Genomic DNA, 14811 nt, shown 5'->3' with positions numbered 1-14811 from the left:
AAGGATGAAAAGTTTTAGTTTAATTCTAGGTCTGTTATTTATGACATCTGTATCAGCACAGGAAATACAGATGTCGGAGACGGCTTCTTTGGAACAAATTTACGGAGAAGTGCAGGAAGCACAGGAATTGTTGCCAATGAATGAATTGGGGATAGAGTTTGGATACGCTCTTTATGAAACAACGGTCACGGCAGGAGAGAAGAATCCCGTGTTAGCATTGGAAAATGTAAGGGACTATGCTTCTGTGTATGTAGACGGAAGGTTGCAGGGATGGATAACCGAAGAGAAAAAAACAATCGCCCTACAAATGTCTGCAGGTGAACACACCTTGCAGTTGTATGCGGAAAATATCGGTCGTATTACCTATGGACCGGAGATACTGGATAACTCCAAAGGGCTTTTTGGCAGCATAACTTTGTCAGGCACGGAAATCGAGAATTGGAAAATGATTCCTTTGGCGGTACGTGAATGTTCGGTCGGTGAACTGACTTTCACTCCACAGGCGAACGGTGGTATCCCTTGTTTCTATAAAGGATTATTTACGGTAGAGACGCCTGCAGAAACATATTTGGATGTTTCTGGCTGGGGAATGGGGGAAGTATGGGTGAATGGGCATTATGCGGGTTCTTACTGGGAACAGAATGCGCAGCAATCCATACAACTACCGGCAGATATATTGCAAAAGGGAACAAACTCTTTGATCGTTTTTGAACTGAAAAGTAACGGCAAACGCATTATGCGCTTGTCTGATAAAGCCATATTTAATTAAATGAAAGAAGTAATGATGACAAAAAGGTTTGTAGTGTGCGGGTTGTGCCTTTGTATAATGCTTTGTACACTTGAAGCAAAGAAAGAAAAGTCTCCTGTATATAAGAATGCAAATGCTCCGACAGAGAAGCGTGTGGAGGATTTACTCTTGCGCATGACAATGGAGGAGAAGGTACTTCAACTAAGTCAGTACGTTGCGGGACGGAATACGAATGCGAACAACATTGGTGAAGAAGTGAAGAATATTCCGGCGGAAATCGGTGCACTTCTTTATTATAGTACCAGCCCCCGTCTGCGTAACGATATACAGAAAAAGGCGATGGAAGAATCTCGATTAGGTATACCTGTCCTGTTTGGGCATGATGTGATTCATGGATTCCGTACGGTTTATCCGATTTCCATTGCACAGGCTTGTTCGTGGAATCCGGCTTTGGTGGAGAAGGCTTGTGCTATGGCTGCCAAAGAAGCACGCCTGGCTGGATTGGATTGGACGTTTTCACCGATGATTGATGTGGCACGTGATCCTCGTTGGGGACGTGTTTCCGAGGGATATGGGGAAGATCCGTATACGAACGGGGTCTTTGCTGTAGCTTCCGTGAAAGGGTATCAGGGCGATGACTTGGCAGATGGAGAGCATATTGCTGCTTGCCTGAAGCACTATATCGGTTATGGAGCTTCGGAGGCGGGGCGTGACTATGTGTACACGGAAATCTCTTCGCAGACTCTTTGGGATACCTACATGCTTCCCTATGAAATGGGAGTAAAGGCGGGGGCTGCTACCCTGATGAGTGGCTTCCACGATATCAGTGGTGTACCTGCCTCTGCCAATCATTATACGATGCGAGAGGTGTTGAAAGGTCGTTGGAATTATGACGGATTTGTAGTTTCAGACTGGGGATCCGTTGTTCAGCTGATTTCTCAAGGAGCTGCCGCTAATCTGAAAGAAGCTAGTGAAAAAGCAATAATGGCAGGTGTGGATATGGACATGATGTCTCGTGGATATGACAAATACCTGATTGAATTGGTGAAGGAAGGCAAGGTGCCGGTAGAGGTGGTGAATGATGCCGTTCGCCGTATACTCCGTCTGAAGTTCAGATTGGGTTTGTTTGAAAACCCTTATATCAGAGAGACTACAGAGAAAGAGCGCTTTTTACAGCCGGAAGACATAAGGTTGGCGGAGAAACTGGCAGAAGAGTCTTTTGTATTGCTCAAGAATAGGGAGAATCGGTTGCCATTGCCGGTGGATACGAGGGTTGCGGTGATTGGCCCCTTGGGTAAAAATCGCTGGAACTTATTGGGGTCTTGGACGGCTCACGGTAAAGATGGTGATGTGATAGGAATTTATGATGGACTAGAATTAGAATTAAAGGATAAATCGCAATTGCTGTATGCCAAAGGATGTGAATTTGAAGGCAATGATGAATCCGGCTTTGCCGAAGCTGTCGCTACGGCAAAGGAGGCGGATGTAATCCTGCTCTGTTTAGGTGAAAAGCGGAACTGGAGCGGAGAGAATGCTTCGCGTGCCTCTATTGCCTTGCCGAAAATACAGGAAAAGTTGGCCATGGAGCTGAAGAAGACAGGCAAACCGATTGTACTGCTTCTGTCGAGCGGACGTCCTTTGGAACTCTGCCGTCTGGATCCGGTTTGCGATGCTATTATCGAAATCTGGCAACCGGGCATTGCTGGCGGTAGACCGCTTGCGGGTATTCTTATGGGGAGAATCAATCCTTCCGGTAAGTTGCCTATTACTTTCCCTTATACTGCTGGGCAGATTCCTATTTATTATAATCGGCGTCAGAGTGCCCGTCCTCACCAAGGCAAATATCAGGATGTTACAATTGAACCGCTTTATGAGTTTGGGCATGGATTGAGTTACACTACCTTTGAGTATGGTGATCTCAAAGCCTCTGCTACTCAACTATGTCCGGGAGATAAGCTAACTGTAGAAGTACTAGTGACCAATACTGGTGATAGAGACGGTATGGAGACTGTTCATTGGTTCATTACGGATCCTTATTCTACAATTACTCGTCCGGTGAAAGAATTGAAATACTTTGAGAAGCGAATGCTGAAGGCAGGTGAGACTGGAATATTCAAGTTCGAAGTGGATTTGTTGCACGATCTGGGTTTTGTGGATGGAGATGGCAGACGTTTTTTTGAATCGGGTACATATTACATACAAGTGAAGGATAAGAAAGTAAAGGTAGAAGTAGCTACTGAATCATAAACTAATGAATATATAATGAAGAAATTTTTTTTATTGGGAACTTCTCTGATATGTGTTGCTTTGATAATGGCAGCAGAAGTTCCTTTTCAAAAAGCAGAGATCAAATCTATCATGCGAAAGGTTGCAGATTGGCAGATTGCCAATCCACATCCTGCCCCTGAGCATGAAGACCTGAACTGGCCGCAAGGTGCTCTTTATGTCGGCATGATCGATTGGGCTGAATTGGCCGAAAAAGAAGACAATGATGACAGTTATTATAAATGGCTGACTCATATTGGCCGCCGGAATTGCTGGCAGCCGGATAAACGGTTTTATCATGCTGATGACGTTGCTGTATCACAGTCTTTTTTGGATCTATATCGCAAATACAAAAATGAATCAATGATTATCCCTACGCTGGCTCGCACGGAATGGATTATTGATCATCCATCTAATGGTAGTTTCAAATTGGTGGATGGCGACTTGAAGACTTTGGAACGCTGGACTTGGTGCGATGCCCTCTTTATGGCTCCTCCTGTATATGCCAAGCTGTATATGTTGACTGGTGATAAGAAGTATATCAAGTTTATGAATCGCGAGTATAAAGCGACTTATGATTATCTGTTCGACAAAGAGGAAAACCTGTTTTATCGTGACTGGCGGTATTTTGGGAAACGCGAGGCCAATGGGAAGAAAGTCTTTTGGGGGCGTGGTAACGGCTGGGTACTTGGTGGTTTAGTTGAAATACTGAAAGAGCTTCCTAAGAAGGATAAGAACCGTAAATTTTATGAGGAATTGTTTGTGAAACTGGCTACACGAGTTGGGGGGCTGCAACATCCTGATGGCTTTTGGCATGCAAGTTTGTTAGATCCTGCTTCTTATCCTTCACCGGAGACAAGTTGTACAACATTTATAGTTTATGCTATTGCTTATGGTATTAATGAAGGGCTATTGGATAGAGAAACTTATCTTCCAGTGATGATAAAAGGATGGAAAGCTCTTATTTCAGCAGTGGAACCCAATGGAAAGTTAGGTTATGTGCAGCAAATTGGTGCTGATCCAAAGAAAGTAACCCGTGACATGACGGAGGTTTATGGAGTAGGTGCTTTCTTGATGGCAGGTAATGAAATTTACAAGATGGCGAAATGATTTATTTCTATATAAAAAGGAAATTGTATCAAAACTGAAAATACCCACTCTATAAAGTTCAGATTGTAATTATTGAGTATAGAAGAACCATATCAAACCCTGTTTTTGAGTGTTGATATGGTTCTTCTTATTGTTGGAAAAGAATAATCTCATAGAAAACATACTAAAATTAGAAATAATCAGTAAAACGAATATTTTCGTGGCATAAATATTTCTGTGTTTCCTTATTTTCAATACATTTGCGGCATGCATGAATTTATTTCATCATACCTGTGTAATTGAAAAAATATCGCGATAGCTTAATGGATAGAATCTTGATGAAATAAGCTTTTTAGGGAATGGTCAGGTAACTCCACATTAATTTTAATATTTGTTGAAAGATAAGTCGTTTTAAAATGTGCATTAATCGATTGAAAATGTTAATTTAGTATAACGATACCTATATAATACATGAAGTTTAGGTGTCAATATATAAAGTAGTAATCTAATATATCTTAAATGGAAGACCTGGAAAGAGAACTTTTGTTGATATCGAAAGGGGATGAACTGGCCTTTAATAGTTTCATGAATCGATACTCGAGAAGACTATACTATCATGCCTTTGGTATTCTTAGTAAGAAAGAAATGGCTGAAGAGGTGGTGAGTGATGTCTTCCTTGAAGTGTGGAGACTACGTAGGACACTTTTGGAAATTGTTAGCATGTCGAGCTGGTTGAATACGATTGTTTATCGAAAATCAATTTCTTATTTACGGAAAGAGATCAAAAGTAATCAAGAAATATCTTTTGAGGAACTCCAAGATTTCTCTTTCCCTGATATGCAGAGTCCAATGGACGACATGCTTTCACGTGAAGAAATGCAATGTTTGAATGAAGCGATTAAAAGTTTACCGCCTAAATGTAAGCACGTATTCTTTTTGGCAAAACTAGAACAAATACCTTATGCAGAGATTGCGCATATGTTGCAAATTTCGCTTCCTACTGTGAATTATCATATAGGATATGCTATGAATGCCTTGAAAAAGAAACTTGTGAATGGGTGATTTGAAAAAAAAGAGCCCTGAAAGAAAAAAGTTGAATTTAAACCTATAGATAAATCTAACCTCTGCGTCTTTATAAGTAGAAAGGAACTTCTAAGGTAAAGATTGTAAAAGGGAAAAGATTTTGAAAGGATAAAAAGAATTGAAAATGGATAAAGATATTAATGATTATACATATGGGGATTTGCCGGGTGACCTCAAGTTGAAGTCGTTTATGGAGCATAGTACTCCGGTAGAGATAGATATTTCTGCTATTAAGAAAAAGGCTTTCCTGAAAATACATCAACAAGAACGTAAACGCAAACGGCGACGCATTTTGATGTATGTTGCCTCGACGGCTGCTATGTTGCTTCTTTTAATAGGTGTTAGATATATAGTTGCAGAGGATGCAATGGACGGTTTACCCCGTGCGGAAGTTATGGAATTAATGGCTGATGTATACGATGAGGAGGTGGAAGTGCCTACTGGTGAAAAAATGACGTTGATGTTAGCTGACGGCACTAAGATTATAGCCAATTCCCGTACTATTGTTCGTTATCCCAAACGTTTTGAGGGCGATTGCCGTGAGATATACGTGAAGGGTGAAGCCTACTTTGATGTGGCACACGATGCAGAACATCCATTTTTGGTTTATTCGGATAATTTTAGGGTGAAGGTACTCGGAACAAAGTTTAATGTGAACAATTACGATGCTTCGGATTCGCAAGTGGTATTGGTTCAAGGATCGGTAGAATTGAAAACGGCAAACAATGATCGGGTTCGTATGAAACCAAATGAATTGGTGAATTTGCAAGAGGGGAGTTTCGCCGAAAAACGAACAGTGAATACTGATGAATACACTTGCTGGATGCAGGGTATGATTAACCTTGATGGCGAAAGTGTAGAGTCCGTGGCTCAACGACTCAGCCATTATTATGGGGTGACAATTATGTTTGACGACGGGATGTCGGCAGATAGATTTTACGGCAGGTTAGTGCTTAGTGATCATGTGAATGAAACCTTACATGCCATTGAAACCATGACCCAAACTCGTATGGAAATTCATGGTGATACGATCTACTTAGTGAAGGAATAACTGCTTTTTTTATCGGTTTTTCCCGGATTAAATAATTACATAGGAACTTATTATTAACCAATTTATAATGCCTTCATAGCAAGGCAGAGGAGATTTACACCCCTTTTTCGAAAGGAGATGTTGTACCTCATTAATACTATTGAGAAAGATGAGAAGATACACTTTGTTATGCACATTTATGCTTTTTATATCGGTTCCAGCACTCTGCAGATGGACTTCTGTACATACAAAATCAGCTATAACTAAAGGTGTGAAGATGCTTGATCAAACAGTCTGTTTCGAGCCTGATACTACTTCTGTACTCAAAAATCCCCTAACAGGTTGGGTGATGTATTTGGGACGTGCATGGGATGAAAACTTTTGGCAAACTCACGATTATGATGCTATGCCCGTAAATGGTGGGGATTCCACTGTTCGCGTGAGCGATTACGCCGGTACATGTTACATTCGCATCAATTGGAATATGCTTGAGAGTAAAGAGGGAGATTATGTATGGAACGATCCGGACTCACGTATCTATAAATTGCTTGCTTCGGTGCGTGAACGTGGTATGCGACTGGCTTTCCGTATCAATGTAGACAGCCGCGACCAAGGACAGAACACACCTCTTTATGTAAAGGAAGCCGGTGCGAAAGGTTTTCAAGCTCCTAATAATCCCCAAATATGGTCGCCTTATCCTGACGATGCTGTGTTTCAACAGAAATACGAAAAGTTCCTTCAAGCCTTTGCTGTTGCTTTTGACGATCCCGATAAAGTAGATTTTATTGATGCTTATGGGCTTGGTAAATGGGGAGAAGCACATGGCGTGAAGTATAATAACTACTCAAATAAAGTAGAAGTATTCGAGTGGATTACCGATACCTATGCAAAAGCTTTCAAACGTGTGCCATTGGTGATAAACTACCATCGTTTGGTGGGGGATACCATCAGCTGGGCAGAACCACACCCTGATAGTAAAAGATTGCTCGAAAGAGCCATTGCCAAAGGATACACCATTCGTCACGACGCTTTTGGCATGACTGGTTACTACGAACAGTGGGAAAAAGATTTTGCCCGTGCTTACCGCTTTCGCTTGCCCATCATTATGGAGGGAGGATGGATTACCGGAGCGCACCACCGTTACTGGATTGATCCTAGTGGCAAGTATCGCCAGGGGCATTCGGAAGATGTGCGCTGGGGCGAGTACGAAGAAAGCCGTAATGCCCATGTCAATATGATGGATCTTCGCATTGGTGATGAAGTAGCCTCGTGGTTTAATAGCTCTTTCGATTTGGTGAAGCGTTTCGAACGTGAGGGAGGATACCGGCTCTATCCCACTGAGGTAAGTTTTGTAAATAAAGCCCGTTCAGGCGAGCGTGTGAGCGTGCAACACAATTGGCGCAATCTAGGTTGGGGATACTGTCCTACCAATATTCCTCAATGGAAAGGAAAATATAAAGTCTGCATCGCTTTGATGGATGACAATCATAACATTGTGAAAAAACAGCTTGCAGATGAGGCTGATCTCTCAACTTGGGTACAAGGGCGTGATGGTCATTATACCACAACTGTCAATTTGGATGGACTTCAAAAGGGAAACTACACTTGGCTTATTGGTTTGGTTGATACAACCAAAGCATGCCAGCCGGGCTTGAAAATGGCGGTCGACAAGAATCTTCTATTTGAGGGATGGTGCAAAGTCGGTAAACTTAAAATCAACGACTAACTGGTAGATCACTCATAAATCGTTATGCAATAAATATTAATTATTAATCTTATATTATGAATCGAAAAACAATCACAACTACGGTGGTAAGCTTAGCAAAAGCTTTCTGTTTGGCTGGACTACTGTCTGTGCCCGCTTATTCTAGCGCGTCGACTGTTTCGTTCGAAAAGGTAAATGGGATGTATATCCTTAAAACCGAAGATTCGACAGTGAAACAAGTATTCGACTACATTGAAAAACATAGCCAATATGTTTTTGTCTATGATCAACCTGTAAAAGATCGTCTCAACAACAAAGTGAACATCGAGTTGAAAGGAAAGTCAATCGATGCTATTTTGACGGAAGTATGTCGGCTAGCCGATTTGAAATATACCATTCAGAACCGTCAAGTAACCATCACTGCTAATCCTTCTAAAAAGGCTACTACTCAAGTGAAAAAGGCGAAGCGCATCTCTGGTCAGGTAGTCGATGCAACTGATCTTCCGATGATTGGTGCTACGGTTCGTGTGAAAGGTAGTGATGCAGCTACTATCACCGACCTTGATGGTAAGTTTCAGATAGACGTTCCCGAGGGTAGCGAATTACTCATTAGCTATGTGGGCTTTGTGGACAAAATCGTGCGGATAGATAGCAAAAATATGTATGCCATAGTAATGGAAGAAGCTAGCAGAGCGCTCAACGAAGTAGTTGTTATCGGTTACGGTGTGGTAAAGAAGAAAGACCTTACCGGTGCGGTGGCAGCCGTGAAGGGAGAAGAACTGGTGAACAAGCGTACAGCCATGCTTTCCAATGCATTGCAAGGTTCACTCTCGGGTGTGATGGTGACGCGTAATAGCTCTGCTCCCGGTGCAGGAGCCGCCTCTATTCGTGTGCGTGGTATTACCACTATGGGTGAATCGAGCCCGTTAGTGATTGTAGACGGTGTGCAGAGTTCGCTCGACTATGTGAATTCTAATGATGTAGAGAGCATATCAGTATTGAAAGATGCTGCGGCTGCCAGTATCTATGGTTCGAAAGCTGCTGCTGGTGTTATCTTAGTTACTACCAAGCGTGGTAACGATACCGGTAAAATCAATCTGAAATATAATGCTGAATTTGGTTGGGAAATTCCTACCAAACAACCTAGTATGGTGGGAGTCACTCGCTACTTGGAGATGAGCAACGAGTTGAAATACAACGATAACCCTACTGGTGGTTTTTTCCAAGAATATACGGCTGACAAAACCAAGAATTGGGTGAAGTATAATGCTACTGATCCGAACAACTACCCCATTACCGATTGGACTGATCTGATTTTGAAGTCAAGTGCTCCCCGTATGACTCATACTCTCTCTGTATCAGGCGGTAACAAAGCGGTAAAGTCGGTAGCTACCCTTTCGTATGACGAAGTAGACGGTCTTTATGACGGTCGTGGTTTCCAACGCTACATGTTCCGTTCGAACAACGACTTTAATATCAATGATAAACTTAGTGCTCAAATAGACGTAAATATCCGTCATGCTAAGAGTACTGCCACAAACTATGACCCTTTTGATACCATGCGTAAAATGCCCGCCATTTACCCCGCAACCTGGGATGATGGTCGTTTAGCTTCGGGTAAGAGTGGTGCAAATCCTTATGGATTGCTTGTAGCCGGTGGTAATTCGGTAGCTCACAGTACGCAGGTGGCAGGTAAAGGTTCGCTAACCTTCAAGCCTATCAAGGGACTAAGCATCTCGGGTATCGTATCTCCTTTTATCAACTATCAAAAGAAGAAAGCGTTTAAAAACTCATGTGGATACACCTTGCCCGATGATCCCGAAACCTTTGGTGGTTATTTCGACTCCGGGAGCACTTGGACTACCAATTCGCTCACAGAAACTCGTAACGATGATTATAATGTCACTAGCCAGGCAATTGCTAACTATATGGGAACCTTTGGCAGTCATAATCTCACAGTAATGGCCGGTTTCGAAAACTACTATATGAAGAGCGAAAGTCTCGGTGCTGCGCGCGATAAATATGAACTGACCGGTTATCCTTACCTCAATATCGGTTCGGAAGATTTCCAAACCAATAGCGGTACAGGTTCAGAGTATACTTCAAACTCTGTTTTTGGCCGTGTTATTTATTCGTATGCCGATCGTTACCTGTTCCAGGCTAACGTGCGTCACGATGGTAGTTCACGTTTTGCCAAAGGTTATCGTTGGGGGACTTTCCCCTCATTTTCAGCTGGTTGGGTAGCGAGTGAAGAGAAGTTCATGAAGAACCTCAAATGGGATTGGCTTTCATTCTTGAAGTTGCGTGGTTCATGGGGTATGTTAGGTAACGAACGTATCGGCAGCAACTACTTCCCTTACATTGCTTTGATGAGTTTTGGTAATTCACTTTTCTATATGGCTGATGGAAGTGTAGTTTCTGATAAAACTGCTCGTCCTGCTGTGTTGGCTGTAGAAGATATTACTTGGGAAACGACTACCAGTACTGACTTAGGTCTGGATGTCAATTTTTTGAACAACCGTCTGCAGTTTCATTTCGATTACTATTGGAAAGAGACCAAGGACATGTTGCTGAATATTGAAATCCCTTACTTCATGGGATATAACAACCCTAGTACGAATGCAGGTAAGATGTCTACTCATGGTTATGATATTGAAGTGGCATGGAACGATCAGATAGGAGATTTTAAGTATGGTATAAATGTGAATTTCTCCGACTTCCTTTCGAAGATTGATTATATGAATGATGGTGAGCAAATCAGCGGTGGTAAGATTAAACGTGCCGGCGTGCTCTTCAATGAATTCTATGGTTATGTGTGCGAGGGCATCTATCAAACTCAAGAAGAAGTGAACAACTCGGCTCGCACTAGTACTACCGTTACAGTAGGTGACTTGAAGTATCGCGACATCAGTGGTCCCGATGGTGTGCCCGATGGCGTAATCAGTCCCGAATACGACCGTGTACCTTTGGGTAACTCACTGCCTCGTTTCCAGTATGGTGGTAGCCTTAACGCTTCGTACAAAGGCATTGATTTCAGTCTTGCTTTCCAAGGCATCGGCAAGCAAAATTCTTACCTCTCTACTTCTATGGTGCAACCTTTGCGTGATAACTATGGTAACGTACCAGCCATTCTCGAGGGTAAATATTGGAGTCCTTTCAATACTACTGAAGAGAATTTAGCAGCCAAGTATCCCCGCCTTTCAAATGTGTCGAAGAGCAATAACTATGCTACCTCTAGCTTCTGGATGTTCAACGGTTCATACTTCCGTTTGAAGAATATCACATTAGGCTATACCCTGCCTAAGAGTTGGACACAAAAAGCCGGTATAAACCGTGCCCGCTTCTATGTGAGCGGTAGTGACCTTTTCTGTTTGAGCAATTTCCCTAGTGGTTGGGATCCTGAAATGGGTACATCGGATTATCCTATTACCACTTCTTTAGTAATGGGCATACAAGTTAACTTTTAAATAAATAGGAATAGAATATGAAAACAAAGATATTATTAGCCGGAATGTGCCTGAGTCTTGCTGCTTGCGAGAGCATGGACTTGGTACCCAAATCGCAAGGTAATACAGAATCTTGGTACACATCCGAAACAGAATTGCGTTTGGCTTCCAATGATTTCTACATTTTAGGTTATTGGCAAGAACCTCTTAGCTCATCCGAACAGTGGTCGGACAACACAACCTATCGTCAGACGAATCGTAACCCTGGAAGTGGTGGAACTGTGCTTGATGGAACCCTGAACGGCCAGCAGTATGAAGTATATGCTTTGTGGCAGCAATCATTCAAACTTATTGCCCGCACCAACACAATGCTCGAAAATATTCATAAGTCAAAGGGTGCTGTGACAGAGGAAGTTTACAATCGTTATGCCGGTGAGGCTTATTTCTGTCGTGCCTGTAAATATGCTGAACTGATCTTCTTTTATGGTGATGTGCCCTATCAGGAAGAGACTATAACCATTTCCGAAGCTTTGCAACGTGGTCGCAGACCTAAAGCGGAAGTGATTCCTTTGGTGTATGCTGATTTCGATAAAGCCATTGCCGGTTTGCCTGAAAGCTATGGAAAAGACGAAAATATCCATCCTACCAAAGGAGCAGCCCTGGCTATGAAAGCGCGTTTTGCCCTCTATATGGGTGATTATGAGATAGCTGCACAAGCCGCCAAAGCTTGTATGGATCTTAAACTCTATTCTTTGGAACCTGACTATGCTAAACTTTTCAAGCAGAGCACCAAACTAAACGACGAGAAAGTGTTCGTGATACCTCGCTCTATTGAAAACGAAGTGATGCTCGATTCCTGGATTGTGAAGAACGGCCTTCCCCGTAATGCCGGAGGATATGGCTCATACAATCCCTCATGGGACCTCTTGGCTTCATATCTCTGTACTGACGGGCTACCTATTGACGAATCACCGTTGTTTGATCCTCGCAAGCCTTTCAAGAACCGTGACCCGCGTTGTACAATGACCATCGTTGAATTCAATACCGAGCACTGTGGTTTCGAATACGACCCCAGTCCTGCAGCTAAAACTGTAATGAACTATACCACAGGTAAGACACAAAGCAACCAAGATACCCGTATCGTGAATCAATATAGTTCATATACAGGATTGTTGTGGAAGAAAGGTATTGATGCTACGTGGACAGTAGACCAAAAGGTAGAACAAGACTATATCATAATGCGCTATGCTGACGTACTGTTGATTTATGCTGAAGCCATGATAGAACAGAACCTGATTGACGACAGCGTGCTGAAAGCCATTAATATGGTACGTGCTCGTGCTTATGGTGTGAATGTAACAGCTACTGATAGTTATCCTGCCGTGACCACTACCAACCAAACCGAACTGCGACGTGCCCTGCGTATAGAGCGCCGCATGGAGTTTGCCATGGAGAACCAACGCCTGCAAGACTTGATGCGCTGGAAATTGGCAGGAAAAGCATTGAATGGTTACAATTACATCATGCTTATCGACCCCACAGAATTGCTGAACAATATCGTGAACAAGAACCTCTGGTTCTGGGGAATGACTCCGCAAATCGACGAAGATGGTTTAGCAGACTTTGCAGCTCTCTTTAATGCCGGTTATTGTTCGCAGGGTGCTAAACGCATCTTCCCCGAACGCGAATATTTGTGGCCGCTGCCTACACATGATGTGGAGTTGTGTCCCAACTTGTTACCCAACAATCCGGGTTATTAATCCTATAAACTATTACGAACATGAAAACAATGCATTTATATAGAAACCTTGGAATGGTGGCTGTGGGAATGATGAGCATGCTTGCCACCTCGTGCGAAGAGGAGATAGACAATACTGCCTCACGCAACCAGTCGGAGATTGAGTTGACTCCTTCGGGCGAATATATTAAGCTCGATGAAAGTAAACCCAACGAGACAGCTTTTACGCTGAAGTGGAGCACCGCTCACAATTTTGGTGAAGATTATATCACAACTTATAAATACGAGATGCAGCTTATCGGTAGCGATGTTGCAAATATCAAGGAATTTGATGATGATGGTGAATTTCTTCGCTCGTACACCAACAAAGAGATGCAGGATATATTGGTCGATTACTTCGGTCTTACCACCAGTACCATTGGCGAAGTTCTTTTTACTGTTACAGCCAACTTTGAAGGTCCCCGTCTTATGGTGCCCGATATTGCTACTGCAACGGTGAAGTTCAAAACTTATGGCCCCAAACAGTATAAAGCTGATAACCTTTATGTGGGAGGTACTGCCGTAGGCGATGATAATATTAAGATGACGTTGAAAGACGAGACAAACAGAATTTATAGTTACGAAGGAGCTTTGGTTGCCGGTAAGATAAACTTCCCCGTTGACTATGCCGACGAATTGAATGCCATTGGCCCGGAAACCGCCGATGCCCCCATCACCACAGGTGAAATGGCAGGCGTCATATCCGATCGCGCTGAAGCCAATTCGTGGGTAATTCCATCTGCAGCTACCTATCGTATCACTGTGAATATGAGTAAACAGACGGTGAAGATAGTAGAAGCTGGTGCTGTAGTTGAAGCCGACCAGATATTCCTGGCTGGTAGTGCCGTAGGTGGGGAACAGATTGAGATGGCTCAAGCCCTCGAAAATGACCAGATCTATGCTTGGCGTGGTGCACTGAAAGCTGGTAACCTTTACATCCCGCTCACCTTCGAAGGTGAACAAGCGATGGCCATTGTACCGGAAATAGCTGATAGTCATGACATCGAAGATGGTCAATTGTCAACATTCGGACAAGTACTCATTAGCAAAGTGGATAAACAATATTGGACAATTCCGGCCGATGGAACTTACCGCATTGTATTGAATAAGGAGGAGAAATCTATTACCATCTATTCGACCGCTACCGATCTGAAACCACTCACCGTATCGTTCAACAATACCGAACTGGGGAAAAACCCATGGAGTCAGGAAGTCAATGTACTGCACATGTATGGTGGTTTCAATAGTTTTGCTTACGATTCGGGTATTGATGAAGAAACCGGAAAAAGCTTCAAGTACTGTCAAGTGAAGTATAACCTTATTCAGAGTGTTGCCAATCCAAAAGTATTCGTTTATAAAGGTGATGTATTGCCACGTAATGAATATAAGGATAATTATGGGAAGACAAATGCCGGTTGGGTGAACTTCAGCACGCTGCGATATGCTAATAACGGATGGTTCGTTGGTTCTACTGCTGATGCTGTTCGTAATAGCTACAATGGATACACTACAGTAACAGCAGGTAAGATAGAAGGAGCCGTAACAGGTCAGGGCAATAACCGCTATGCTTATTTCCTCATCCCGGAGGGCTGTAACTATGTGGTAGTGGACCTGGAGAACAACACTGTACTCTTTGATATTAAATAAATCCAAAATGAAAGAATAAGA

At 42.8% G+C, this 14811-nt stretch carries 9 protein-coding genes; all 9 read left to right on the top strand.

Features of this window, described 5'->3' with window-relative positions; all coding sequences use genetic code 11:
• The first annotated feature begins 4 nt into the window (after positions 1–4).
• The 9 genes from I2I13_RS09675 (at position 5) to I2I13_RS09635 (ending at position 14790) form a co-directional block, all read left to right on the top strand.
• Positions 5–769 (top strand): hypothetical protein, encoded by a 765-nt coding sequence (locus tag I2I13_RS09675; RefSeq protein ID WP_229128605.1) that lies wholly within the window; start codon positions 5–7, stop codon positions 767–769.
• A 15-nt stretch (positions 770–784) separates the two neighbouring features.
• A complete protein-coding gene (locus I2I13_RS09670) occupies positions 785–2995 on the top strand; it encodes a glycoside hydrolase family 3 N-terminal domain-containing protein (protein ID WP_195649404.1) in 2211 nt (736 codons plus the stop codon).
• A gap of 15 nt (positions 2996–3010) precedes the next feature.
• Positions 3011–4123: a glycoside hydrolase family 105 protein gene (locus I2I13_RS09665; protein ID WP_195649351.1), complete on the top strand. Its 1113-nt coding sequence runs from the start codon at positions 3011–3013 to the stop codon at positions 4121–4123.
• Positions 4124–4621: 498 nt separating this feature from the next.
• Positions 4622–5164, top strand: coding sequence for an RNA polymerase sigma factor (locus tag I2I13_RS09660; protein WP_195649350.1), 543 nt, complete (start codon positions 4622–4624; stop codon positions 5162–5164).
• Positions 5165–5309: 145 nt separating this feature from the next.
• Positions 5310–6236 (top strand): FecR family protein, encoded by a 927-nt coding sequence (locus tag I2I13_RS09655; protein ID WP_195649349.1) that lies wholly within the window; start codon positions 5310–5312, stop codon positions 6234–6236.
• Between the two features lie 148 nt (positions 6237–6384).
• On the top strand, positions 6385–7941 hold the full coding sequence (locus I2I13_RS09650; RefSeq protein WP_195649348.1) for a DUF4832 domain-containing protein: 1557 nt from the start codon (positions 6385–6387) through the stop codon (positions 7939–7941).
• A 56-nt stretch (positions 7942–7997) separates the two neighbouring features.
• Positions 7998–11387 (top strand): TonB-dependent receptor, encoded by a 3390-nt coding sequence (locus I2I13_RS09645; RefSeq protein ID WP_195649347.1) that lies wholly within the window; start codon positions 7998–8000, stop codon positions 11385–11387.
• Positions 11388–11404: 17 nt separating this feature from the next.
• A complete protein-coding gene (locus I2I13_RS09640; RefSeq protein ID WP_195649346.1) occupies positions 11405–13126 on the top strand; it encodes a RagB/SusD family nutrient uptake outer membrane protein in 1722 nt (573 codons plus the stop codon).
• Between the two features lie 20 nt (positions 13127–13146).
• On the top strand, positions 13147–14790 hold the full coding sequence (locus I2I13_RS09635) for a SusE domain-containing protein (protein ID WP_195649345.1): 1644 nt from the start codon (positions 13147–13149) through the stop codon (positions 14788–14790).
• Positions 14791–14811: the final 21 nt, after the last annotated feature.

This window comes from Bacteroides sp. D55t1_190419_B8, assembly GCF_015558905.1.
Taxonomy (GTDB): Bacteria; Bacteroidota; Bacteroidia; order Bacteroidales; family Bacteroidaceae; genus Bacteroides; species Bacteroides vicugnae.
This window is presented reverse-complemented; position numbering and strand designations above follow the sequence as displayed.